Below are 25,125 nucleotides of genomic sequence, written 5' to 3' on the forward strand. Positions count from 1 at the left end.
GCTCCCCCCCTGCACCTCCAGGTCCGTCAGCAGGGCGTCGCGCCCCGCTGTCACCACCGGGGCGTCCGGCCCCTTCGCGTAGAGGACCGAGCCGGCCCCCCCGCCCTCCACGCGCACATCCGGGGGGAGCGTGAAGGGGCCGGTGTAAGTCCCCCGCGCCAGGTGCACCGTCAGCGGACCGGGACGGACCAGTGCCTCGGCGAGCGAGCGCAGCGGCCGCTCGCGCGAGCCATCTCCGGGCTTCCACCCCGCCGGGTCCACCCACACGTGGGTGCGGGTGACCTCCACCGCGGGGGCTTCGCGCGGAACCTGGGTCCGGCAGGCGCACAGCACGAGGAGCCACGGGAGGAACGTTCGGAAGCGCACGCGAGCGGGCACTCTAGCGCCTCCTCGCGGGGCGGTGGGGAAGAGCGATCAGCGCGCCCCGCCAAGTGATCATTATTCCAAAGACTTTATTCCAGACACGATCACCCGGAGGCCCTTCAAAAGCTCACCACGGGTGGAGTGTCGTCATGTGACAGAAGCGACGGACTTCTCCTCTGTACGTCCGGTGTTTCAGAGGGCCAAGTTTTCGCCCGGAGGCCGATTTTCCGGCCCCGGAGCGCGGTCAGCATTGACAGGGAAAAGAGCGATTTGTTACCACCGGGCAGGTAAGGACTCTCAAGACCAGACAACGCAAGGCAAGGACGGAGGGGCGTAATGACCAAGGCAGAGCTCGTCGAGGTGGTGGCGGCGCAGACACGTCTCACCAAGAAGTCCGCGGCGCAGATCCTCGACATCGTCTTCACCAACATCGGCAAGGCGGTGAAGAAGGACGCCCGCTTCAGCTACCCCGGTTTCGGCACCTGGTCGGTGCGCTCGCGCAAGGCGCGGAAGATCCGCAACCCGCAGACCAACGAGATGATGAAGCTGAAGGCCTCGAAGACCATCGGCTTCCGGCCCGCCAAGGAGCTGAAGAACTCGCTCTGAGCCTTCCCGCGCGGCGGACCTCCGGGCTCCATGTTCAGGGGCGCTGACCCACGGGGCGGCGCCCCTGATGCGTTGCGGGGCCCTGTGCGGCACGGCTCGAGGCCATGGGCACCCGCTCGGACGGGGTCTCCTCCCCGCCGAGCGCGTCCAGCGGGTCCACGGGCTCGCCGTCCCGCCACAGCTCGAAGTGCAGGTGGACGCCGGTGGCCAGGCCCGTCTCGCCGGCGAGGCCGAGCGCGTCACCGCGCGCCAGCACCTCACCCGGCTCCACCAGCACGCGGGACAGGTGGCTGTAGCGCGTCACCCAGCCGCCCGCGTGCTGCACCTCCACCTGGTTGCCGTGGTCGCCATTCCACCCGGCTCGCAGCACCACGCCCTTCTCGGCGGTGTAGATGGGCTGGCCGAGCTGCGCGGCCAGGTCCACGCCGAGGTGGCGGCGGTGCTGGCCCGTTATCGGGTGCCAGCGGTACCCGTAGAGGCTGGTGATGGAGACCGGTGACAGCGGCCACGTGAGGCGGGGCAGGCCCTCCAGCTCCTCCGGGTGCTCCTGTCGGTGCATCACCGCCATGAGCAGGGCGAGCCGCCCCACGCGCACCATCACCCCTTCCGCCAGGGCGCCGGGCATGTCGCCGTAGGTGCGGCCGTCCTGCTCCAGCTCGGCCTCCAGCACGCTCCGGGCCTTCTCCACGCCGCGGGCGTCAGAGGGATCCAGCGTCCGTGACATGAAGCCGTCCAGCGCGCGCGTCATCCACGCCCAGTTCGCCTCCTGGGCGGCCGGCATGGCGCCTCCGCGCGCCACCTGCTTGCGGTACTCGCGGGCCCGCTCGGAGAACGCGGCGAGCGCCGCTTCCAGCTCCTTGGAGGAACGGGGGCGGACTTCCCGCGCGATGGGCACGGGCGGAAGGTCCTCGGCGGACGCGACGGCGGGAGACGCGCCGTACAGCTCCTCGAAGCTCATCTTCTCCGCGCGGGGCGCGGCACAGGCGCAGACAGTGAGGAGGACGAGGAGGCTGAGGCGGCGCACGGCACCGCGAGCCTAGCACGGCATGCCCGGGCCCTTCCTCACGCCGCCAGAGCGGGGCGCGGGGTGTTCGATGGGCCCCGTTTCACCACGCGTGGGAGCGGGTGGGAGCGGCCACCCGCCCTTGCGTGTCAGGCCACGGCGCGGCGGATGCGGGCGACGGCCTCGTCGATGTCCTCGGCGGACACGTCCAGGTGGGTGACGAGCCGCAGCGTGCGCGGGCCGCCCGCGGGGTTGGTGAGCACGCCGTGCTTCGTCAGCAGGTCCACCATCTCCATGGCGGGGCGGGAGAACTCGGCGAAGACCATGTTGGTCTCCACCTGCGCCGCGTCCACCTTCACGCCCGGCACCTCCGCCAGCAGCGCCGCCAGCCTGCGCGCGTGCGCGTGGTCCTCGGCGAGCCGGGCCACGTGGTTGTCCAGCGCGTACAGCGCCGCCGCGGCCAGCAGGCCCGCCTGCCGCATGCCACCACCGAGCCGCTTGCGCAGCCGCCGCGCCTCGTAGATGACGTCCTTGCGGCCCGCCAGCACCGAGCCCACCGGCGCGCCCAGGCCCTTGGAGAAGCACACCGACGTGGAGTCCGTCAGCTTCGCCCAGGCCGACGCCGGCACGCCCGCGGCCACCTCGGCGTTGAACAGACGCGCGCCGTCCAGGTGCACCGCCAGCTTCGCCTTGCGCGCCGCCTCCACCACCGCGCGGAAGCGCTCCACCGGCCACACCGAGCCGCCGCCGCGGTTGTGCGTGTTCTCCAGCGACAGCAGGCGCGTGCGCGGCGCGTGGATGTTCTCCGGGCGCACCGACTCCGTCACCTGCTCCGGCGTCAGGAGGCCCCGCTGGCCCGGCAGGGGCTGCGGCTGCACGCCCCACAGCGCCGGCACCGCGCCGCCCTCGTACTGGATGATGTGGCTGCCCGCCTCGGTGAGGACCTCGTCACCCGAGCGGCAGTAGGCGCCGATGGCAATCTGGTTCGCCTGCGTGCCCGACGGCGTGAAGACGGCGGCCTCCAGTCCGAGCCGCTCGGCCACCCGCTCCTCCAGGCGCCGCACGGTGGGGTCCTCGCCATAGACGTCGTCCCCCACCTCGGCCTCGGCGATGGCGCGGCGCATGGCGGGAGTGGGCTTCGTGACGGTGTCGGAGCGGAAGTCGATGGGCTTCATGGGTTTCTCGAAAAGGGTTGGCCCCAGCCGGTGCTTGGGCTCGCGGCAGGGGTGACATACAACGGGCGCGTGCCTGGACGTGAGACGGCGGCGGAGAAGAAGCAGCGCGCACTGACGGTGATGGACCGGCTGGCGGCGGACATGCCGGATGCCCGCATCGAGTTGGACTACCGGACGCCTCTGGAGTTGCTGGTCGCCGTCATCCTCTCCGCGCAGTGTACGGACAAGCGCGTCAACATGGTGACGCCCGCCCTCTTCCAACGTTTCCCCGACGCCCGGGCCTACGCGTCGGCAGAACCGACGGACGTGGAGCCGTTCATCCGCACCTGTGGCCTGTACCGCGCCAAGGCGAAGAACATCGTCGCGGCCGCCCGGGCGCTCGTCGAGGCGCACGCCGGGCAGGTCCCCCTCCAGCGCGCCGTGCTGGAGGGACTGCCGGGCGTGGGCCGCAAGACTGCGGGCGTGGTGTGCATCCACCTGGGCGGCGACGCGGCCTTCCCCGTGGACACGCACGTGAAGCGGCTGGCGTACCGGCTCGGCTTCACCACGCGGGAAGACCCGGACAAGGTGGAGCTGGACATGCAGGCGGTGCTGCCCGAGGAGCGGTGGACGCTGGGGCACCAGCTCCTGGTGTGGCACGGGCGGCGGACGTGCTTCGCCCGCTCGCCCGCGTGCGAGCGCTGCGTCGTGGCGGACCTGTGCCCGAAGAAGGGCGTGCGCGCCACGGCCGCCGCGGCTACCGCGAAGAAGCCGACGCGGCCGGCCGGCGCTCGCGCTCGCGCGAGGTCTTGAGGCGCTTCATCCGGCCGCGGATGAGCTCGCGCTTCAGCGTGGAGACGTGGTCCACGAAGACGGTGCCGTCGAGGTGGTCCGCCTCGTGCTGCACGGCGATGGACAGCAGCCCCTCGCAGCGCAGCGTCTGCTCCTGGCCGTCCACGTCGAGGAACTTCACGGTGACGACGGCGGCGCGGTCCACGTCCTCGGACTCGCCGGGGATGGAGAGGCAGCCCTCGGTATACGTCGTCTCTCCCTCCATGGAGATGATCTCCGGGTTGATCATCGCGATGGGCTTCAGCTCGGGCTGACGCGAAGTGGTGTCCAGGACGATGACGCGCTGGAGCACGCCCACCTGCGGGGCGGCGAGCCCCACGCCCTCGGCGGCGTACATCGTCTCGAACATGTCCTTCACCAGCGTGCGGACGGCGTCGTCCACCTTCGCCACGGGCCGGGCCTTCTGCTTCAGGATGGGGTCGGGCCAGATGAGGATGTCTCGAACCATGGACGCCCTCTTAACTCCCTCGAAGCGGGCGGGCAACCACCGGCCGGGGGCCCTGGCCGCGCGGGAGCACGGCCGTCCCCCGGGCATCAGTCGAGCAGGCTGCGGGCGTACTCCGAGCGCAGCCGGTCATCTCCCAGGGCCTGCGCGGCCTCGGAGAGCACGTTGCGGATCTGCTGCGCGCGGTGCTGCAGCGCCGGGTCCGGGTGCCCCGCGAAGCGCAGCGGGTGGAACTCGGCGGCCAGCAGCTCGTAGGCGCGCTTGACCTCCTCGCTCCCCGCCGTGCGGGCGAGGCCCAGCACGGTGAAGTAGTCGGCGTCCTGGATCTCCTCGAACTTCGCCTCCAGGCGGCGCACGTCCAGCTCCGGCGGCAGCTCGCCGGTGTCCTCGTCCGTCGCGGGCTGGAGCGTGATGAGCCCGAGCGTCCGCGCCACCGCGAGCGCCTTGAGGGCCGAGTCCTGCGGCAGGCCGGCGCCCAGGAGCAGGGCCTCCAGCGTGTGCTCGCCGTCCACCTGGGACAGCAGCTGCAGGTCGCGCTGGGACAGGCCGAAGTCGTCGGGGGACATCTGGATGTCGCCCCGGGTGACTCGCGCGCGCAGGCTGCCGGCGGACTCCAGGAGGGACTCGGCGGTGAGGGTGTTGCGCAGGGCCTCGGCCAGGAGGTGCAGCGGCGGACGCGTGGCGGCGGCCAGCGCCACCTCGTGCGGCGCCGGCTCCACGACGAGCCGGTACAGCGTGGAGGGCTCCGAGAGGGCATCCAGGAAGACCTGCTCGGTGTAGCGCTGCACGAGCGGCACGGCCTCGGACTCGCGCAGGTAGCCGCGGCCTCGCAGCGCGTCCAGCAGGGCGCTCGTGGTGGCGCTTCGCACCAGGCGCAGTTCGCCCTCCTGGCGCGCGTCGATGAGGCCGTCCGCGCGGGCGCGGTCGACGAGCGACTCGCCGGAAGCGGAGGAGACCGCGCCCACGAGCGCGCCGTCGCGCAGCCAGAGCACGCGCAGGGCGTTCATCACCTTCAGCTCCAGGCGCACCTCCATGCGCGCCTCGCAGAGCCGGAGCACCAGCTTCGCCAGGCCGTCCTGGGTGACGCTGCCGCTGCGGGCCACGGCCAGTTCCGGACGGCCGGGCGGGGACTCCAGCGGGAGCAGCGCGGCGCGGGCCTGCGCGGCGGCCTCCTCGGCCTCGCGGTGCGCGCGCTCCTCCAGTTCCTGGCGCTCGCGCTCGGCGCGGGCCCGCTCCTCGGCGGACTCGGTCTCCAGTTGGGCCTTCTCGGCGCGCAGGGCCTCGAGGGCCTTCTCGGTGGATTCTCGCGCTTCGCGCTCGCGGGTGAGCTCTTCGCGGACCTGCTGGAGTTCGCTCTGGAGGGCGGTGAGTTGGGCCTCGGCGGTGCTCCGGGCGCGGGACTCCTCCTCGATGCGGGTCTCCGCGGCGGTGCGCTGCCGGGCCTCGGCCTCCAGGCGGACCTCCAGGGCGGTGCGGTGGCGGCCTTCTGTCTTGGCCCGGTTGGCGGCTTCGGCCTGGGCCTGCGCGGCCTCCTGGGCGCGAGCCTCCGCCGCGGCGCGGGCCTTCGCCTCGGACTCGGCACGCGCTTCGGCCTCGGCGCGCTGCTTCGCGGCGGATTCGGCTCGGGCTTCGGCCTCGGCTCGGTGTTTCTCGGCGGCCTCGGCTCGGGCTTCGGCGTCGGCGCGCTGCCTTGCCTCGGCGTCGGCGCGCGCTTCGGCGTCGGCGCGCTGCTGTGCTTCGGCTGCGGCGCGAGCCTCGGCTTCCGCGCGCTGGGTGGACTCCTGTTCGACGCGGGCCTCGACCTCGGCTCGTTGCCTTGCCTCGGAGTCGGAACGTGCCTCGGCTTCGGCACGCTGCTGCGCTTCGGCCTCGGCGCGAGCTTCGGCGTCGGAGCGCTGCTTCGCTTCGGTCTCGGCGCGAGCTTCGGCGTCGGAGCGCTGCTTCGCTTCGGTCTCGGCACGAGCCTCCGCATCGGCGCGCTGCTTCGCTTCAGCTTCGGCACGAGCCTCCGCATCGGCGCGCTGCTTCGCTTCGGCTTCGGCACGGGCCTCCGCATCGGCGCGCTGCTGTGCTTCGACCTCGGCGCGAGCTTCGGCCTCGGCACGCTGCTTCGCTTCGACTTCCGCTCGGGCTTCGGCCTCGGCGCGCTGCTTCGCTTCGACTTCCGCCTGGGCTTCGGCTTCGGCGCGCTGTTGCGCTTCGGCTTCCGCTCGGGCTGCCGCCTCGGCGCGATGTTTCTCGGCGGCCTCGGCTCGGGCCTCCGCGTCAGCACGCTGCTTTGCTTCGTCCTCCGCTCGGGCTTCAGCGTCGGCGCGCTGCTGTGCCTCGAGCTCGGCGCGGGCCTCGGCCTCGGAGCGTCGCTTCGCTTCGGCCTCGGCGCGAGCCTCGGCCTCGGAGCTGGACGTGACGCCGGCCTCGGCGCGGGCTTCGGATTCGGCGCGGGCGCGGGCCTCGGCTTCGGCGCGCGCTTCCGCTTCCAGGCGCCGCTGTGCTTCCGCCTCGGCACGGGCTTCCGCTTCGGCCCTCAGCCGGGCTTCCTCTTCGGCGCGAGCTTCGGCCTCAGCGCGCAGCTTCGCTTCGGCTTCCGCGCGAGCCTCGGCCTCGGCCCGCTTCTCTGCCTCGGCATCAGCACGGGCCGCCGCCTCCTCGGAGAGTTGCGCCGCGAGTGAGGAGCGCTCCTCCGCCTCGGCGACCTTTCTCTGCTCCTCCTCGAATAGCTCTTTCGCCCTGGCGAGTTGCCCGGTCGCTTCTTCCAGGCTCCCCATTGCCCAGACATGCTGCTTCGCTTCCGCCTTGGCGCGGGCCTCCGCTTCCTTCCGGGCCTTCGCCTCGGACTCCGCGCGCTCCTCCGCCTCGGCCTGGGCCTGGGCCGCCAGCTCCGCCCGGACCTCCGCCTCCTCGCGAGCACGGGCCTCCGCGGCCGCTCGGGTCTCCGCCGCGAGCCGGGCCTCGGCTTCCGCCTCCGCTCGAGCCTCCGCCGCCTCGCGGGCGCGGGTCTCCGCCTCCGCGCGGTCCTCCGCCGAGGACGTCGTCGTCTCCGCCGACTCGGCGCGGGAGTCCGCGTCGCGGCGGGCCTTGGCCTCCGCCTCCGCGCGGGCCTCGGCCTCGACGCGACCGGCGGCCTCGGACTCCAGCCGCGCCTCGACCTCCTTCAGCGCCTGCATGGCCGCCTTGGCGCGGGTCTCCGCCGCGGCGCGGGCCTTGGCTTCCTCCCGGAGTCGCGCCTCAAGCTTCTCGACGCGCGCATGCAGCTCGGTGAGGTCGTGCTCCCGCTCCTCGAAGCGGCCCATCGCCGCCTTCGCGGCGGCATCCACGGTGGCACGCTCGCGGACCGCGGTTCCGACCCGCGTCTCCGCCTCGTCCAGCTTCTCCTGGAGCGCGGCCACCTGCTCCCGCAGCCGCGTCAGCTCCTCCGCGCGCTGGGGCTCCAGGTCGGCGTCACGCTGACGGATGACCTCCAGCTCCGCTTCCAGCTCCCGGCGGTGGTGCTCGTCCCGCTCGCGCGCCTCTTCCAGCGCCGCGAGGCGCTCCTGGAGGTCCTGAAGCTGACGCTCCGCTTCGAGCCGCAGCTCCACCTCGCGCGAGCGCTCCTCATCCAGCGCCTGCTCCCGCTCCCGAGCCGCCTGCGCGAGCTGCTCGGCCACGTGCCGGAGCGAGGCCTCCTGCTCGCGCGCGGCCTCGGCCTCGAGCCGCAGCGCCGTCTCACGCTCCAGGACCCCGCGCAGCGACTCGCTCAGCTCGCGCGTCTCCGCGCTCTGCTGCTCGACCTCGCGGCGGAGCGCGGCCTCCTTCTCCAGCTCGGCACGAGCCTTGAGCACGCGCTCGTGGGCTTCCGCGAGCTGGCGCTCGGACTCCTCCTGCTGGGCCTGCCACTGCGCGAGCAGGGCCGGCGTCCCACCCCCCGCGCCCGCGTCGACTCCAACAGGCGAGGACGTCGAGGACTTCTGCACCAGTCCAGGCGGCGCGAACTCCAGCAGCGTCGGCGTCGACGTCACCGGAGGCGCGACGGGCTCCAGGTCCGAGTCGAACCAGTCCGCGCCCGCGCTCGCTCCCGGGACCACGGTGTTCACCGGAGCCGGGGTATCGAGTCCTGCCGCGTCCAGGGCCGCGACGTGGGCAGGAGCCGCCGGCGTCGACGTGTCGCCATGGGCTGGCTCGCTCCAGTCGCCGTTCGTCCCCGGGCTCGCGGCCATGCTGTCAGCCGTCGCCGGGTCACTCCACTCACCGCCCGGGCTCGCGGCCAGACCGGCGGACGTGCCCACGTCGCTCCAGTCCTCATCCGCCCGCGAGTCCGCGGCCAGCTCTCCGCCCGTGCCCGCGTCTTCGGTCCGGGCGGTGCTCGCGTCCGCGTCCTCGTCCGGAGCACTCTCGCCCTCTCCGCTCGCCGCGGCCTCCACCTCCTCGCGAGCACGCACCGAGGCCTGCAGCTCCGCTTCGAGCACGTCCCAGGCGGACGGCACGGCCTCTTCCGAATCCGCGCCCGTCTCGTTCTCGTTGGCGTCATCGCCGGCCGCGCTGTCCTCGGAGGACGCGTCGGCGGAGGTCTCTGGAGCGGCCGCGGTCGGGCCGTCCTCTCCCAGCTCGGCCTCCGTTCCCCACTCCGAGTCCCGCGCGGAAGCTGCCTCGCCCGGAGGCGTGGCCTGAAGCGGGTCGAAGCCCACCGCCATGCGAGCGGTGTTCTCCATCTCGGGGTCCGGGGGCAGCTCCGTCCACACCGGAGCTTCGGCCGGGGCCGCGGCGAAGGCCGCCTCGGTTGAGGTCGCCGTATCCTCCGGCACGTCGAAGAAGTCCGCGTCCCCCAGTTGGGGACCGGAGGTGGCCGGTCGCGTCACCGACGGCGAGACGGGCTCCTCCGTCCACGCGAGCTGTCCGACTGGCGGCGACGCCTCCGCCGTCAGCTCCGCATGCTCGCGCGCCAGGGCCGCCTCGATTTCGAGCTGAGCCAGGCGCTCGGCCTCGGCGCGGACCTCCGCCTCCACGTCGGCGGTACCCGCCGGCAGCTCCGCGCCCTCGGTGTCCGACGAAGTCGCGTACTCCGCTCCGGTCCCTTCAGCCCCGGTATCACCCACGGCCGAGGCCCAGTCACCCGACGAAGCCTCGCCGCTCCCTTCCTCCCCCGGCGTGCCGTCCACGGCACCCGTCCAGTCACCCGACGAAGCCCCGGCATCCGCTCCAGCCGCCTCGTCTCCCGGCGCCCCGCCCACGGCCGCTGCCCAGTCGCCGTCCACCGCCGACGGTGTCCCCTCGCTCCAGCCCTCCTCCGCGCCACCCGAGGCGAGCACCGAGTCGATGGACGCCATCGCCTGCGCCTCGACCTCCTGGTGCGCCTGCTCCATGGCGGCCTGCACGTCGAGGGACGCCGGGGGCTCGTGTTGCTCATGCTGGTGCGCGTCGCGCTCCTCGGGCGTCATCGCCGCCAGCTCCCAGTCCGACTGGTGCAGCGGAGCCAGGTCGCCGAAGAGCGCGTTGGCCAGCGTGGGGTCTCCGCCCACCGGGGCCGGCGCCGTGGCATGCCAGGCCTCCGCCTCGGCACCGGTCGCCTCCGTACCGGAGCCGGACGCGGGCAGGCTGCGGTTCTCCATCACGTGCCAGGCGTCCGCCTCCGAGGGCGAGCGGATGAGCGAGCCCACCAACTCCATGAAGCCCGTGCCGTCCAGGGGCAGCGGTGCCACCGGGGCGCTGAAGCCGGCAATCGGCTCGCCCAGCAGCAGCACGCGGGCCTTCTTCCCATCCGGATGCTGAATCAACTCCTCCAGCACGAGCCGGCCGCGCCCGCTCTCCACGGCGGGGGCGAGCACGATGAGCACGGGCTGGTAGTGCCCGAAGCCGATGACCGCATCCGCGGCGGAGGTGGCGAGGATGACCTCGTACCCCTCACGCGTGAGGAGGCGTCGCACGGCGGCGATGGTGGCGATGTCGTCGTGGACGAGGAGGACCGGTGCGCCCATGGGGGGCAACCAGTCTACAGCATGGCTCCTGGATCCACGTCGATGACGACCTTCACCGCGTTGGGGACGTCCGCCAGGGCCGCCTCTACCCTACCGAGCAGCGGGGCGAGCGCCGCATGTGTCGGACCCTTCACGAGCAGCTGCCACCGCGTCTTCCCCCGGATGCGGGAGATGGGCGCCAGCGCCGGCCCCAACAGGCGCACCCCCGCCGATGCCGGCGGCATGTGCCGGGAGACGAGGTTGCCCAGGTGCCGCGCCACGCTGGCCACCTGTTCCGGGTGCTCTCCCTCCAGGCGGATGGCGGCCATGCGCGCATAGGGCGGGTACGCCAGCGCCTTGCGCCAGTCCAGTTCCTGTTTCGCGAATCCGTCGAAGTCGTGGGCCAGCACGCGCTTCACCGGCTCGGCGTCCGGGTTGTACGTCTGCACCAGCACGCGGCCCGGGTCCTTGCCGCGCCCCGCGCGCCCGGACACCTGGGTGAGCAGGTGGAAGGTGCGCTCCGCCGCGCGGAAGTCTGGAATCGCCAGCGACGTGTCCGCCATGACGACGCACACCAGCGTCACGCCCGGGAAGTCGTGCCCCTTGGCCACCATCTGCGTGCCCACCAGGACGTCAATCTCCCGGCGCGCGAACGAGGCCAGCATCTCCGTCAGCCGCTCCGCGCTCGTCGCCGAGTCCCGGTCCAACCGCGCCACGCGGGCGGTGGGGATGCGCTCCAGCACCTCCGCTTCCACCTTCTCCGTGCCGATGCCCAGCTTCAGCATGGGGCCGGTGCACTCGCCGCACCGGTCCGGCACCGGCATGGCCAGGCCGCAGTAGTGGCACACCACCCGGTTCTGCGAGCGGTGGTGCGTGAGGCACACGTCGCACTCGCTGCACTTGAGCGACAGGCCGCACACCTCGCACAGGAGCACGGTGCTGTGGCCCCGGCGGTTGAGGAAGAGGATGACCTGTTGCCCGCGGCCAATCGTCTCCTCCATGGCGGCGAGCAGCGGCGGGCTGAGGATGGGTGCCTCCTCCGTCACCACGCCCTCGCGCGGACGCTCCACGCGCAGGTCCACCAGCTCGATGGTGGGCATGGGCCGGTCATCCACCCGGTTCTTCAGCTCCAGCAGCCGGTAGCGCCCGCGCCGCGCGTTCTCCAGCGTCTCCAGGGCGGGCGTGGCCGAGCCGAGCACCACCACCGCCCCGGCCTGCTTGCCGCGCACCACGGCCAAATCGCGGGCCTGGTAGCGCAGCTTGTCCTCCTGCTTGAAGGACGGGTCGTGCTCCTCGTCGACGACGATGAGGCCCAGGTTGTCCACGGGGGCGAAGACGGCGGAGCGCACGCCGACGGCAATCTTCACGTCGCCCCGGCGCAGCGCCTGCCAGTGGAAGAGCCGCTCGCGGTCCTTCAGCGCCGAGTGCAGCACCGCCACCTCCGCGCCGAAGCGGCTGCGGAAGCGGCCCACGAGCTGCGGCGTCAGCGCGATTTCCGGCACCAGGATGAGGCTGCCCTTGCCGAGAGACAGCGCATGCTCCGCCGCGCGCAGGTACACCTCCGTCTTCCCGCTGCCGGTGACGCCGTGCAGGAGGAAGGGCTGGAACTCGCCCACGTCCAGCGCCTTGTGCAGCTCCTGGACGGCCGCGTCCTGTTCGACGGTGAGGCGGTCGGGGCGGCCCTGGATGAGGCCTTCCTTCACGCCGGCCTCGAGCTTCCTCTCCTCAAGCTTCGCCATGCCCCGCGCGGCGAGCTTCTTCAGCGTCTCGCGCGCGCCGGGAATCGCGTGGGACACCTCCTCCAGCGGGGCGCGGCCTCCCACGGCCAGCAGGTAGGCGAGCGCGGCGGACTGGGCGGGGGCGCGGTGCAGCTCCGGGGGCACCTCGTTGACGAGCGCCACCGCGAAGTGCTGCACGTCGGGCTTGGCTTCCTTCTCGTCCACGGCCTTGGACAGGCCGGGGGGCAGCGCGCCGCGGATGACCTCGCCCAGCGGGTAGCGGTAGTGCACGGCCGCGAAGCGCAGCAGGGCGATGAGGTCCGGCGGCAGCGAGGGCGAGTCCTCCAGCACGCGCTGGATGGGCTTGAGCTTCACGCCCTCCTCGGCGGGCGGGGAGGCGGGCCCCAGATAGAACCCCAGCGCGGTGCCCCGGCCGAACGGCACGAGCACGCGCTGGCCCGGCGCGAGATTGCCGGCGAGCTCGTTCGGGACGGAATAGGTGAACTCGCCCCGGACGGGGCGGCCCACGGCGATGGAGGCCAGGACGGGAGCGCTCACTGCGGGGCCCACTGTAGCGGTGCCCTCGGGTTCGGACAGTTCCCGGCGGCTCCTCGTACCGGAGGTACGCACGGACTTGGAACCCCGCGTGGAGGGCTGCTCCACCGCCGGCTCCGCGTGCGTGTCGTTCCACAAGGAATGCTGTTCCATGTCGCTCCCTTAACCGTCGCCCCAACCCCTTCCGTCCTGCTCCCGGGTGACACAGTGCAGGACGGGTCTGACATGCCCCCGCGCGGTGGGCACGGCGCACGTGTGCCCCTTGCACCCGGGCTCACGCGTGATTAGCGCGGGCCCGCGCGCGCGGGGACTTCACGAGGGATTGAAAGGGAAACGGAGGTGGAGCGGGCACGGGGCCCCGTGTGAGGAGCCCCGGCCTGGAAGCGCTCCGGTGACGCGGGGACTACTTGCCGGTGACCTTCTTCCACGACGGGCGGCTGCTGGCGCGGTTCCACCAGGCGGCCACGTTCTTGTGCTTGTTGAGGAGGTCCCCACCGCCGGCCGCGACGAAGAACTCCATGTACGGCATCCAGGACACCTCGGCGAGCGAGAAGCTGTCACCCGCGAAGTACTGCTGCTTGCCCAGCACCGGGTCGATGATGCCGAAGACCTTCTCCACGCCCTCGAGGCCTTCCTTCACCCGGGCCTCGTCCGCCGCGCCACCGCCCATGTGGGGCTTGAAGAAGCGCTCCCAGATGACCTTCATCGCCGCGGGCGTGAAGTAGGACTGCTCCACGCTGATGTACTGCTCCATCAGCCCGTAGGCGCGCGGGTTCGTCGGCGTGAGCGAGGTGCCCGGCAGCTTGCGGTCCAGGTAGCGGATGATGGCGCGCGACTCGTAGAGCATCGAGCCGTCATCGTCCTCCAGCGCGGGGATGACGCCGAAGGGCTGGCGAGCCACGTGCGCGGGCTGCTTGTGCTCGCCCTTCGTCAGGTCCACGAGGACCAGCTGCGCCTCCTGACCCTTCTCCGCCAGGGTGGTGAGGACCTTGCGCGTACAGGTGCTCATCGGGTGGCCGTACACCTTCATGTGCATCTCCTCTTCGTGGCGGGCCGGGTGGAGCCCCGGCCGTGCGGGCCGGACTCTTCATCGACGGCCCCGCGCTCGCAAGCGTTCCGAAGGGAGGAGGTGTGGCTTCCCACATCCCTCCCCGCCATTCCCGTGGCGGGGAGGTGACGCCCCGCGGCTACGGCGTGAAGAGCTTGTCCGGCAGGTTGGCGCGGCTGTCGCCCTTGAGCGCGGTGAAGCGCAGGGCGCGCTGGCCGCCACGCCAGACCTCGATGGTGCGCGGCATCCACTCGCCGGTGGCCGGCGACGTGTAATCCAGGAAGCGCACGTCCCACTCGTTCTTGGCGTTGTCCGTGTAGCGCAGCCGTGCCGGCCGGAACGAATCCTTGTACACCCAGAACTGCGGGCGGCCCTCGGCCTGCTCGCCAATCACGTAGGCCACCTCGCCACCGAAGCGCGCCAGGCCCGTGCGGCCCGTGTCCACGCCCAGCGACTGGAGGTACTGCTGCAGCGCCTCCTTGAGGTCCTGCACGTCCCCGCCGCCCGCCGCGAGGATGGGGCACACCTGCGCGACGAGCACCGACATGGACGGCACCTCGGTGCCCTCCGCCCGGCGGCGGCCGCCCGCCTGCACCGAGGCCGCGCGGGCGTTGCCGTCCTTCACCGAGGCCTCGAAGCGGCAGCGGCCCGGCACGCGGATGGACAGCACGCCGTCGCCCTGCACCTCGGGACGGTCCGTGGGAGTCCCCATCGCGGCGCCGGCCTCCTTCACCGCCGGGCCGCTGAAGCTCACCGAGCCTTCCACGCGAAGAGAGGACAGCTTGAGCTCGCTCCGCTCGGCCATCATCCGGCGGATGATGGAGCTGCCGGGCAGCACGTAGGCACCCGCGGCGAAGGAGACCAGGACTGCGAGCAGTGCGGCGATGCGCTTCACGGCTTCTCCGTCTCGATGACTCCGCGCGGGGAAATTCGAGCAATCCAGGGCGCTCGAAGCGCGGGGGGCGATATTGGCCCCGAGGTGACCCGCTTTGTCACCCGCGCCGTGGCGTGGGCCCGTGAACGTGTCGTCGGGTGGACCGAGCGGGGGTGCTGGCGGACATGCGGCCGGGAATCTATTGATGGCCCCCTACCCCTTCAAGCTCGATAGGATGCGAACGCCATGCCGCTCCGCCCCTTCGTCCTGCTCCTCGCCCTGTGTGTGTCCACCACCGCCCTCGCCCAGCGCTCGGAGGACTTGAGGGACATCATGAGTGCCCGGGCCTATGGCATGGGCGGCGCGTACCGGGCGCTGGGCCTGGGCTCCGAGTCGGTGATGGGCAACCCCGCCGCCATGGCGCTCTACCCCGCGTACCGGGTGGAGGGCACGGGCGCGTGGGACACCCGGTCGAAGGAGGGCCTCCTGGGCATCTCCGTCATCGACGCCGCGACGAGCCGGCTGGCCATGGGCATCGACTACCACTGGGTGAGCCTGGGACGCGGCGGTGGCCGTACCAGCGCGCACTTCAGCTCCCTGGGCGTGGGCCTGCCGCTGGGCCAGTCGCTGCTGATTGGCGCCACGGCGCGCTACCTGCGCATGAGCGGCCAGCAGCGGTACGCGAACTCCATCACCATGGACACCGGCGTGCTGCTGCGGCTGTCGCCCGCGTTCGTGGCGGGCTTCTCGGCGCACAACCTCATCGACACGGACAACGAGGAGCTGACGCGCTATTACTCGGCGCACGTGGGCGTGATGACGGGGATGCTGACGGTGGCTGGCGACGTGCGCGCGGACTTCACGACGAACGACGAGAACACGTACACGTACAACGGTGGCCTGGAGTACCTCTTCGGGCAGGTGCTGCCGGTGCGCGCGGGCTACAGCTACGACGGCTTCAAGCGCACGTCGCAGCTGAGCACGGGCATCGGCTTCATGACGGAGAGCGGCGGCGGGCTGGACCTCGGCTACCGCCACGATTTGGGCGGGCCGAAGGGACGGCTGCTGGCGCTCACCCTGCGCCTGCAGATGCGCTGAGTCAGCGCGGCGCGCGCAGCTCGAGGTAGCGCTCGGACGCGGCGAAGCGCAGCAGCTCCACCAGTTCCGCGTCCGGGTTGTGGCGGGCGCGCAGGACGGCCAGGGCGGGGCCGACGCTTCCACAGGCGACGAGCCCCGCGCGGTTGGCCGAGTCCCGCGCCGCGTCCGCGAGCGCGGAGGAATCGAAGTCGCGGGTGCCGGGCTCCACCAGGGTGATGGCGCGCTCCAGGGCTCGGGGCGAGAGGGACTCGCGCACGACGCGGGCCTCGGGGCCGGAGGCGCGCGGGTCCTTCAGGATTTGGGTGAGGAGGGCCAGGGCGCGCAGGAGCTGTGCTCCCTTGAGGGCCCGCAGGGCCAGCAGGTCCGGCGACAGCGACAGGAGCGCGCGGCCGGCGTGGAAGCGCAGCTCGGCGGCGGGCAGGGGCTGGCGGAGCGCGAGCCGCCCCACGAGCAGGCGCGGGCTGCCGACGTGGACGGCGGTGAAGGGCGGGCCGTCGTCCTCGGCGAGCACGAGCTCCGGCAGGTGGACATCCAGCAGGCGCGCGGCGGAGTGGAGCGCGTCGAGCACGGCGGGAGCACCGGGACCCGCGGAGGCACGCAGGGGCTCCGAGGCTCCGGCGGCGCGGCCCTGGGCGGGGAACAGGCGGCACAGGGCGATGCCGGTGCAGGCGAGCAGCTCGCCCGAGGGCGTGCGCAGGCCGGGGTGGCGCAGGCCGGCGCGCTCGTCCGAGGTGAGCGGCGGGCGCTGCACGCGGGGCGCGGGCGTCTCGCGGCCTTCGAGCGCGTCGGCGATTTCGCGCATCAACGTGGCCCGCGCGGTGTCGCCTTGCTCGTCGAAGTACGTGGCGGACTCGCGGTAGGGCTTCGGGTCGAGCGGGCGCTCGCGGAGGTGGCGGAAGGCGTTGGGCTCGGTGTCGGGGGAAGGCTCGACGATGACGGGCGCCTCGCGCGTCTCGGTGGCGCCGGGGGCGGGCTTGGGCGGAGGCTTCGCGGCGGCCGCCGGACGGGCTGGAGCGGGCGCGGAGACGGTGCCCTCGGGCTTCGAGCGGACGATGCGGCGCACCGGGTCCATGCGGCCGGGAGGCGCCTCCCAGGAGATGAGGCGCGTCTCCGCCACGGGCGCGGAGCCGAGGTCCATGGGCTCTTCGCCCATGAGGTCCATGGCCTTCCCGTTCTGCGCGGGGGCTTCGGGCCCCCGTGGACCCTGGACGCGGAGATTGGCACCGATGGCGCGGGTGGCCTCGACGGAGTGCTCGCTGTCGTCGGGGACGACGGGGTCGAGCCGCGGCGGGACGGCGGGCTTGTCGGCGCCGCGCGGCCGGGCGGAGGGTTTCGCCGAGGGGGCCCGGGGCGGCAGGGCTCCGGCAGCCGGCGGCGTGGAAGGAATGTTCGTTCCACCGGGGGCGGGCCCGCGCTCGGTCCGGGGCGGCAGGGCTCCGGAGGCCGGCGGCGTGGAAGGAACGCTCATTCCACCTGGGGCAGGAACTCGCTCGGGGCGAGGAGGAACGGCTCCGGCTGATGCCGCCGGAGTGGAAGGAACGTTCGTTCCACCCGAGGCGGGGACACGGGGGGCGGCGACGTCGCGTTCCGCACGGGCCTTCTCGGGCACGGATGTCCGCTGCCCCGCTTTGCCGGCCGGCGCGGCGGACGTGCGCTCCGCCCGGGCTTCCGAAGGCTGCACCGCCGCCGTGGACTCTCCTGGAGCCGCAGCCCTGTCACGCGCGGCAGGAGACGCATCGCCCTTGCGTGCACGCGCGTCCTTGTTGCCAGGACCAGGCTCATCCACCGCCACGGGCGGAGCGCCAGGGTCCGTGCTGGAGGTGACCTCGTTTTCCAGGGCCGCGATGCCCGAGGGCGTGAGGGACAGCGTGGGGGGCGCCGGGATGAGCGGCGACCGGGGACCGCTCGGCTCCCGGCGTGGCGTGGCGCTGCGAGGTGGCTCGGGCGGCGGAAGCTCGCGCTCCTCGCGCGCCTGCCGCAGTCCCTCCGCGCGACGGGCGTAGACCTGCGCGCGCTCGGCATCGCGCAGTACGTCCTTCCAGAGTCGCGCGAGTCGCTCCCACGTCCGCTCGCGCTCCAGCTCGTCCTCGGTGGCGGTGGCGGCGTGCTCCAGCGCCCACGCGGCCTCGCCCGTGCTCCCGCGCGCCAGGAGGCGGTCCACCAGGAGCAGCCACGCCTCCTTGTGACCGGGCTCGTAGCGCACGGCCTGACGCAGTTCGTGCAGCGCGGCTTCCGTGTCGCCCAGCGCCTCCAGCGTGGACACGAGCTCCAGTCGAGCGTGACGGGCGGAGGGCCCTCGCGACTCCCGGGCGAGCTGCGCGCGGAGCAGATGGCCGAGCGCCTTGGGGTCCCCCAACTTCCGCGCGAGCGCCATGAGCCGCTCGCGGGCCTGTTCGCTCTCGGGGCTCTCCGCGAGCACCTCGGTCCAGGCCCACTGCGCCATGCGCGGGTCGCCCAGGGACTCCTCGGCCGCGTCGGCGAGCATTCGCAGCGCTTCGAGCCGGTCGGGTGCGCGGCGAGGCGCGGTCGCCAGCGCGAGGCGGAGTCGCTCGGCGGCGGCGGGACGCTCCGAGGCCGAGACACAGCGGAGCAGGCCCGCGAGCACGGGCAACATCCCCGGCGCGAGCGCATCCGCCGCCTCGAAGTCCGCGCGGGCCTTGGCGGGCTCACCCATGTGGAGCCAGCGCTCACCACGCGTCAGGAGCGCCCCGGCGCGAGCCCGCTCGGAGCGGGCCCGCTGGATGGCTTCGTCGAGCGCGCGGCGCACGAGGGACGCATCTCCGCGCGAGGACAACAACCGCACCTGTTCACGGAGCGCGGTGCGGTCTCCCGTCAGCTCGACAATCTCGCGGTACATGCGCGCGGCGCCCGCGGGGTCCTGGAGCTCGTTCTCCATCACCTCCGCGAGACGGGTGAGTGCCTCCGCGCGCACCGTCACGTCCTTCGCCCGGTCGGCGCGCTTCAGGTAGAGCTGGGCCAGCTCGCGCCACGCCTGCCGCGCGACGAGCTGGGCCTCCAGCTTCTGCGAGCGGGCCAGCTCCTCCGCGTCCGCGGTCGAGGCAGCCCTCGCCGCTGAACGCGGAGCCGATACGCGCCCCTGCCCTGCTTCCGTGGTGTCGGTGCGGTCCGCGCCAGTCGGAGGCGTGCGCTGTCCGGAGACGAGCGGGGCTTCCGAGCGGAGAGACCCGGTGCCTCCGTCTGGAGCAATGGTTCCAGACGAGCGCGCGGACTCGGCGCCCGAGCTGGATGCGGCAATCGCCGACGAGCGTCCAGCCCTGGCACCCGCCTGGGATGCAGCGGTGACCGATGCGCGTACGGACTCGGCACCCGCATTCGCGCCAGTGCCTGGAGCACTCGTACCCGACGAACGCGCGGACTCGGCGCCAGCATTCGGAGCAGCGGCGCCTGATGCTCGCGTGGACTCGGCGCCAGCGTTCGAAGCGGCACCGCCTGGCGAACGGGCGCCTCCGAGCGCCGCCTCCAGGTCCGCCATGGAGACTTCCTGCGTGTCCCACGGAGACGCAGCGGCGGCGGGCTGGCCCTTCCCGGAGACCGCTCCAGCAGCGGGGGATGGAGGGTCCGTTCGCGCCGCGCGCCCGGGCGATGGAGGACTGGAGCGGAGAGCGCCCTCCCCCGGTGCCTTCGACGGTCCCGGTGCACCCGGCGGCTCATAGCCCGGAAGGAGTGGCAGGGCTTCCGAGGTGACCTCGCTCGTGTCCTCGTCGGCGTCCCACTCTCCAGTCCGAGGAGGCGGCGCACGGGACTCTCGCGCCGCCGGAGGTCTGGCCGCTACCGCTTCCTGGGGTTCGTCCGCGTCGTCGTCATCGACCTCGTCCCAGGGAACGGACAGGTGCGCCTGCTTCATCTTCGCCGTGGATTTCCGCGCGGAGGGCGACTGGCTCGGAGTCACGCCCACGGCGGGCATCTCCACCGCTGTCTTGCGCGCATCGGAGGAAGGTGTGGCCGAGGCCACGCCCACCGTGGGCGGGGCCCCCGCGGACGTACCGAAGGCCGGAAGCTCCACCTCCGTCTTCGTGCGCGGACTCTCCGTTTGCGCGGAGGGCACGGCGCCAACCGCTGGCACCTCCATCTCCGTCTTCGTTCGAGGCTCCTCCCGTGACACCGCGGGAAGCTCGACCTCCGTGTACGCGCGAGCGTCTGGCCGTGCTGACTCCGGCTTCACCGCGGGAGGTTCCGCTGCCGGACGCGAGCGGGAGTCCGGTCGTGCCATCTCCTGCTTTTCGGCTGAAGGTTCCGCCTCAGTCCGCGTGGGCGAGGCAGGCCGCGATGCCTCCGTGGTCGCGCGAGGCTTCTCGGGTGATGCACCCCGTGACAGGTCCACCGCGGGCAGCGCCATCTCCGTCTTCGCGCGGAGCTCCGCGGGGGACATGTCCGGCTTCAACCCCGCCGCGGACGCGCCGGCGAGGTGCGGCATGGGCGGCGATACCGAGGGGAACGCCACCGCAGTGCGCTCGCGAGGCTCGGACGTCGAAGCCGAAGGGAACGCCACCGCAGTGCGCTCTCGGTGCTCGGGAGGCGGCGGCTCCGCGGGCTTGCCCGAGGCCGAATCCACCAGTGTCGGCTCGCGGTAGTCGGCGTCCTCCCAGACAGCGCGGCCTTGGACCCCGCCCTTCGGCGTCGGAAGCTTCGACAGCAAGCCGCTGGACGCGGGCTCACCCGCACCGCGCTTCGGAGATTCCACGTCGCCCCGGCTCTCTCCCGGAGCCCGCGCATGGAGACGCGTCCGGAGCACCTGGAGCACCCGCCGTGCGCGCCGGTCCTCGGGGAGCTCCGTCAGGAGTGCCTCCAGCGAGGCGATGGCGCGAGGAACCTGCCCCACCCGCCGCAGTACTCGAGCGAGCTGCCGGCGCACCGCGAGTCTGACGCCGGGCGTCAGTCCCGACGCGGCATCCAGGAGGGTGATGGCGGCGGCCTCGGTGCCCGCCAGCAGGGCGTAGCGCACGAGCGCCGCGGCCAGGCGCGGAGTCATCAACCCGGTACGACTGGCGCGGGCCAGCTCTCCGAAGGCCCTGGGGGCGGAGCCCTGGCGCAGCAGGACTCCGGCGGTCCGGAGATGCCGGTCCACCGCGTCTTGCGCATCCTCCGCCGGCCCGACGTCGGGCGCGCCGGCCCGCGGCGCCTCCTGTCGGGCGGTCGCGGGCTCCGGCGTGCCGGCGTTCTTGCCGTTTCTCACGCCACCCATGGGTGGTGCAGTCTACACAACGATGCCCGTCCCGGCTGTCACCGTCCTTCTTCCCGCTCGAAATGCCGAGACCACCGTGGCCGCCGCCGTGGAGAGCCTCCTGGAGGGCACTCTCCGGGACGTCCACGTGCTCGCCGTGGATGACGGCTCCACGGACGGTACGCGTGCCGTGCTGGAGGGGCTCGCCGCGAGGGATTCCCGGGTGGAGGTCCTCGAAGGCGGGGGCCGGGGGCTGGTGGCGGCGCTGAACCTGGCGCTCGGGAGGTCCGTTTCGCCCTACGTGGCCCGGATGGACGCGGATGACGAGGCCCTGCCCCGCCGCCTGGAGGCGAGCGTGGCCGCGCTGGAGGCCGAGCCGGAGCTGGCCGGGGTGGGCACGGGCGTGGAGCTGTTCCGCGAGGACCAGCCCGTGAGCCCCTCGTTCCAGGCCTACGCCGCGTGGCTCAACGGGCTGACGTCGGCCGAGCGGCTCTTCCGTGAGCGCTTCATCGAGAGCCCCGTGTGCCACCCCTCGGTGTGCCTGCGCCGCGAGGCCGTGGTGGCGGCGGGCGGCTGGCGTCACGGGGACTTCCCGGAGGACTACGCGCTGTGGTTGGAGCTGATGGACCGTGGCCACGGCATGAGGAACGTCGCGGAGGTGCTGCTGCGCTGGAGGGACAGCAGTCAGCGGCTGACGTGGACGGACCCGCGTTACGCGGTGCGGCGCTTCACGTGGACGAAGGCGCACTACCTGGTGCGCGGGCGCGGGCCGCTGGCGGACGGACGTCCCTGCACGGTGTGGGGCGCGGGCCCGAGCGGCAAGACGCTGACGCGCTTCCTGCGCGAGGAGGGCGCCACGGTGGAGCGCTTCGTGGAGGTCCATCCGCGCAAGGTGGGCACGCGCATCCAGGGCATCCCCGTGGTGTCACCGGACGAGCTGGGCCCTCCGGAGCGCGAGCGGGGGCATCTGCTCGTCTGCGTGGGCGTGCGCTGGGCGCGAGAGGAGATTCGCGCCGACCTGGCCGCGCGCGGCTGGGTGGAGGGACGCGACTTCACCTGCGCGGCGTGATGGCAGTGCAAGTCTGTTCCCCTTGAAGACAAGCAATCCCAAGCTTCTGTCGCCTGTATGGGAGCTACCCTAGAAACACTCCCTCTCGCAGCTCGGCAGTAAGAACTGACGAACAAGTTGCGTCGCCAAGGCATTTGCTGTGTAGTCCGGGAACGCTGTTTCGCTACTTTTCGTGCTAATATCCTGGACGCGACGGGGCCCCGAAATCAGCCATGGTAGAAATCCCCTCTCCTTCCGCTTTCAACTTGCTCACCAGTTGCTCTTCTGCGTTATGAACTAGGTGTGCTTCTCTTTCGAGTTGTTCCGCGCGAAAGCGCAGCAGCATGATCTCCCTTTCAAGTTGAGAACGAGTCGAAAGCGGCTCACCTGCCCCCTCTTGCTTGCTAATCAAGGCGCCTGCCAACTCCACGGCCTTGACTATTAAGCCTCTAATCAAAAGCACAGCCGCAGCGGCCAGCGTAACGGTCGCTGGGACACCCATCGGCTCAAGCTTTTCAACTGACCCGCCCAGGATAACGACCACAAACGTGTGAACTCCCAATGCAGCCAAAGTTGGAAGTGCCTTGAGTGTCACAAAGGACAGCCGGCCCAGAAGTGAAGGCCGTGGCCGATGGAGTTCGATGTTCGTGGCGCTTCCTTGGCGCATCAAGCCGTTTGTTGGAATCTCATCTGCCCGTCGAGATGAAGACAGTGATGGGACTGGAACATTGGTCGGATAGGGACGTCCCTTGCGAGGTTCGACGGAAGCATCTTTCTCCGCAGGCATCGGAGGTGTTTCTACTTCTGCCGCCAGAAGCCGCTCCAATACTGTTACCCCCAAACTGGAGCGCCCAAGAGCACGAAGTGCCGCATCAACACGGCCGTTCCCGGATGTGTCGAGCGCAGCGAGGCGTTCAAAATCGCTCATTTTGGTTGGCATCAGGCTACTCCACCAAGGTCCGATACTTATCGTTGCTTTTACTAAAGAGCAGGGCGTCTATTTCATTGAAATAAAAATAGCGACCATCGTTTTTTCTAGCTCTTGAAATGTGCGCTTCTCGTGGAACCGCTGACATTCCGAGCTTCTTGTACCAGCCAAGCAGGTTATCGCCTCCTTGAGGGTCTGCATGCAGCAGCACTCGCCCCTCCAACCCAAGCCTAAATGAGCGGGTGACTGCCACGTCGATTGCCAAGCGACCAAGCAGGCTTGGCGTCGTCCCGTTGGGGAGAACCGTTCGTAAAGTGGCACGGGGAGCCGCGGATAGGTACCAGACGAACACGCACTGAGTAGCTGAGCTTCGACCCAGAATGCTGGAACCGACCGCAAGTGGGAAATTCTCTACGGTCTGCAGCATGCAGCAGGGGTAAAACTTGTCATTATGTGGGTCGGGCACTCCGAGGGCATAGCCTCGTGGTTGCTGACCCGATATGCCGCCGATCAAGTTCGATGTGGCTTGGATCCAGGTCCAAATCCACCCTGCATCAGCTCTTCTTGGTACGGTTGCGTCAATATCCGGCTGAATCGACTGATCCCACCACAAGGCGTGTGACAATGAGAGTTCGTAGGGCTCCAACATCACGCGCTTCTCGCGTGTTTCGTCGCGAACCCATCGCGTAAAGGGCAACGCCCTCCGATCTCCATAGTTCACTTGCTCTGGCGGTGTCACACACCCAAGCCTACACCGCACGCTCTAGAAAATGGAAGCCCCTTGGGTGGTCAAATGTAGACAAGATCATCACCTGACCCATGGGCCGCTCCAGTCCTGCCACTTGCAGCCTCCCAGCGCGGCGTAACATAGCCACCGACATCTTTCATGCGTTTGGCCCGAAGAGTTCACCGTTTGGCTTGTCATGAGAGAGACAGCGATTCTGAGTACTTCGGAGTGCAGCTGAAGCAGTGTATGCACATCCAGTGGCGTAGGTCTGGCAGCAACAGGCTGGCCAGTTCGCGAAGTCTACTCACCAAGATTACAGTGGGTTCAGTCGTTTTGCCTGATCTGCCAAGCATTAATCACAGAGTCCGCTAATCGGAGGCAAACAACTTCTTGCGTTTTATTGATTTACGCGCTTCGTAGGCTGATGCATTTCAATCATTCGCTTGTAGGCCAAAACGAGGTGTTCAACCAATCGGTCCCTGCGGCACCGCGACCCCCGCCGTGGTGAAGAACCGCATCAGGTCCTCCGGCACCGACGCCTCCACTCTCAGCGCCTTGCCCGTGCGCGGGTGTCCCAGCTCCAGCGCCTGCGCATGCAGCAGGCACCGCGACGCCTCCACCCCACCCGCCTTCGCCGCGCCGCCGTAGCGCGAGTCCCCGAGAATCGGCGCCCCGAGCGCGGTCAGGTGCGCGCGGAGCTGGTGCGTGCGTCCCGTCTGGGGCAGCAACTCCACCACGCAGAACTCCGGTCCCTCGTACAGCGTGCGGAAGTCCGTGAGCGCGGGCACGCCGTTCGCCGCCCGGGTCGCCCTCCAGCGTCCGGGGCGTGACGGGTCCTTCGACAAGGGCAGGTCCACCGTCCCCGAGGGCGGCAGTCCCGGCCCCGTGGCCGCCAAGTACCGCTTGCGTGCCCGTCCCTCGCGGAACTCCGCCGCCAGCGCCGACGTGGCCGCCGCCGTCTTTCCGAACACCGTCACCCCGGAGGTCTCCCGGTCCAGCCGGTGCACCAGCCCTGCCTCGCGCCCCAGGTGCGTGCCCACCAAGTCCACGAGGCTCCCGCCCACGCGTCCCTCCGTGGGCTGCGCCGTCACTCCCGCCGGCTTGTCCACGGCGATGACGTCCGAGTCCTCGTACAGCACGCGCAGCGCCGGAGGCGGTGGCGCCTCGGCCAATGGGCTCGCGCCGCCCTCCTCCAGCACCACCAGCACCGCCTGTCCCGCCGTCAGTCGCGCCTTCGCATCCCGGCTGCGCCGCCCGCCCACGTACACCGCGCCCACGTCCACCAGCCGGCGCGCCTCCGCCGCGGGCAGTCCCAGCTCGGAGGCCACCGCATCCGCCACGCCCCTCCCCACCACCGCGCCCTCCGCGCGGAATGTCCGTCGCTTCATGGCACCACCTCGCGTGTGACGCGCTCATCCTGGGAAGCGGCGCGCCTCGCGACCCGACGTCCGCGACCCGGATGCCGCTGAAGCTTCGCCATCGCCTGGGCTCCCGGCTCGGAAGCGGGCCGATGGGCCGCCCATCCAACAGGCCGAGGACTCCGTGCCCGGCGGACACCCCATGCCGCCCGCCCGCCAGGCAGGGCCCGCATCCAGGC

15 protein-coding genes and 1 pseudogene are annotated in these 25,125 nt (G+C 71.5%); 4 read left to right on the forward strand and 12 right to left on the reverse strand.

All coding sequences use genetic code 11. The features are described 5' to 3' along the window. Window positions 1-378, reverse strand: a pseudogene (locus HG543_RS31980) (hypothetical protein); the annotation flags it as partial. 321 nt (window positions 379-699) lie between these two features. Here HG543_RS31980 and HG543_RS31985 point away from each other — a divergent pair. Next, complete coding sequence (locus HG543_RS31985; protein ID WP_002635502.1) at window positions 700-969, forward strand: HU family DNA-binding protein; 270 nt, start codon at window positions 700-702, stop codon at window positions 967-969. Window positions 970-1,003: 34 nt separating this feature from the next. Here the strand turns inward: HG543_RS31985 and HG543_RS31990 are convergent, their stop codons facing one another. Both HG543_RS31990 and ltaE read right to left on the reverse strand, forming a co-directional pair. Continuing rightward, on the reverse strand, window positions 1,004-1,993 hold the full coding sequence (locus tag HG543_RS31990; protein ID WP_169348708.1) for a peptidoglycan DD-metalloendopeptidase family protein: 990 nt from the start codon (window positions 1,991-1,993) through the stop codon (window positions 1,004-1,006). A 128-nt stretch (window positions 1,994-2,121) separates the two neighbouring features. After that, window positions 2,122-3,147, reverse strand: coding sequence for a low-specificity L-threonine aldolase (gene ltaE, locus HG543_RS31995; protein WP_169348709.1), 1,026 nt, complete (start codon window positions 3,145-3,147; stop codon window positions 2,122-2,124). Window positions 3,148-3,216: 69 nt separating this feature from the next. Between ltaE and nth the strand changes: the two genes are divergently transcribed. After that, window positions 3,217-3,939, forward strand: coding sequence for an endonuclease III (gene nth, locus HG543_RS32000; protein WP_343073487.1), 723 nt, complete (start codon window positions 3,217-3,219; stop codon window positions 3,937-3,939). On the opposite strand, the gene def is transcribed toward nth, so the two are convergent. The 5 genes from def to HG543_RS32025 form a co-directional block, all read right to left on the reverse strand. Beyond that, entirely contained in the window at window positions 3,884-4,426 is a 543-nt protein-coding gene (gene def, locus HG543_RS32005) for a peptide deformylase (protein ID WP_169348711.1), read from the reverse strand. The genes nth and def overlap by 56 nt on opposite strands. A gap of 86 nt (window positions 4,427-4,512) precedes the next feature. Beyond that, entirely contained in the window at window positions 4,513-10,371 is a 5,859-nt protein-coding gene (locus HG543_RS32010) for a DnaJ domain-containing protein (protein WP_169348712.1), read from the reverse strand. A gap of 14 nt (window positions 10,372-10,385) precedes the next feature. Further along, window positions 10,386-12,776, reverse strand: coding sequence for a replication restart helicase PriA (priA, locus tag HG543_RS32015; RefSeq protein WP_169348713.1), 2,391 nt, complete (start codon window positions 12,774-12,776; stop codon window positions 10,386-10,388). A 250-nt stretch (window positions 12,777-13,026) separates the two neighbouring features. Continuing rightward, window positions 13,027-13,653, reverse strand: coding sequence for a glutathione S-transferase family protein (locus tag HG543_RS32020; RefSeq protein ID WP_169348714.1), 627 nt, complete (start codon window positions 13,651-13,653; stop codon window positions 13,027-13,029). A 157-nt stretch (window positions 13,654-13,810) separates the two neighbouring features. Further along, window positions 13,811-14,566, reverse strand: a complete 756-nt coding sequence (locus tag HG543_RS32025) for a hypothetical protein (protein WP_169348715.1) — start codon at window positions 14,564-14,566, stop codon at window positions 13,811-13,813. 225 nt (window positions 14,567-14,791) lie between these two features. Between HG543_RS32025 and HG543_RS32030 the strand changes: the two genes are divergently transcribed. Further along, the gene (locus tag HG543_RS32030; RefSeq protein WP_169348716.1) at window positions 14,792-15,643 is read left to right on the forward strand and encodes a PorV/PorQ family protein; all 852 of its coding nucleotides are present in this window, start codon (window positions 14,792-14,794) and stop codon (window positions 15,641-15,643) included. A 1-nt stretch (window position 15,644) separates the two neighbouring features. On the opposite strand, the gene HG543_RS32035 is transcribed toward HG543_RS32030, so the two are convergent. After that, the gene (locus HG543_RS32035) at window positions 15,645-20,846 is read right to left on the reverse strand and encodes a hypothetical protein (protein WP_169348717.1); all 5,202 of its coding nucleotides are present in this window, start codon (window positions 20,844-20,846) and stop codon (window positions 15,645-15,647) included. A 22-nt stretch (window positions 20,847-20,868) separates the two neighbouring features. On the opposite strand from HG543_RS32035, the gene HG543_RS32040 reads away from it, so the two are divergent. Next, the gene (locus HG543_RS32040) at window positions 20,869-21,894 is read left to right on the forward strand and encodes a glycosyltransferase (protein WP_169348718.1); all 1,026 of its coding nucleotides are present in this window, start codon (window positions 20,869-20,871) and stop codon (window positions 21,892-21,894) included. A gap of 175 nt (window positions 21,895-22,069) precedes the next feature. Here the strand turns inward: HG543_RS32040 and HG543_RS32045 are convergent, their stop codons facing one another. The 3 genes from HG543_RS32045 to HG543_RS32055 form a co-directional block, all read right to left on the reverse strand. After that, window positions 22,070-22,813 carry a hypothetical protein gene (locus HG543_RS32045; RefSeq protein ID WP_169348719.1) on the reverse strand — a complete coding sequence of 248 codons (744 nt, stop codon included), beginning with the start codon at window positions 22,811-22,813 and terminating at the stop codon, window positions 22,070-22,072. A gap of 4 nt (window positions 22,814-22,817) precedes the next feature. Further along, complete coding sequence (locus HG543_RS32050; RefSeq protein WP_169348720.1) at window positions 22,818-23,012, reverse strand: hypothetical protein; 195 nt, start codon at window positions 23,010-23,012, stop codon at window positions 22,818-22,820. A 980-nt stretch (window positions 23,013-23,992) separates the two neighbouring features. Beyond that, complete coding sequence (locus HG543_RS32055; protein ID WP_169348721.1) at window positions 23,993-24,916, reverse strand: RluA family pseudouridine synthase; 924 nt, start codon at window positions 24,914-24,916, stop codon at window positions 23,993-23,995. Window positions 24,917-25,125 lie beyond the last annotated feature (209 nt).

The organism is Pyxidicoccus fallax (assembly GCF_012933655.1).
Taxonomy (GTDB): Bacteria; Myxococcota; Myxococcia; order Myxococcales; family Myxococcaceae; genus Myxococcus; species Myxococcus fallax.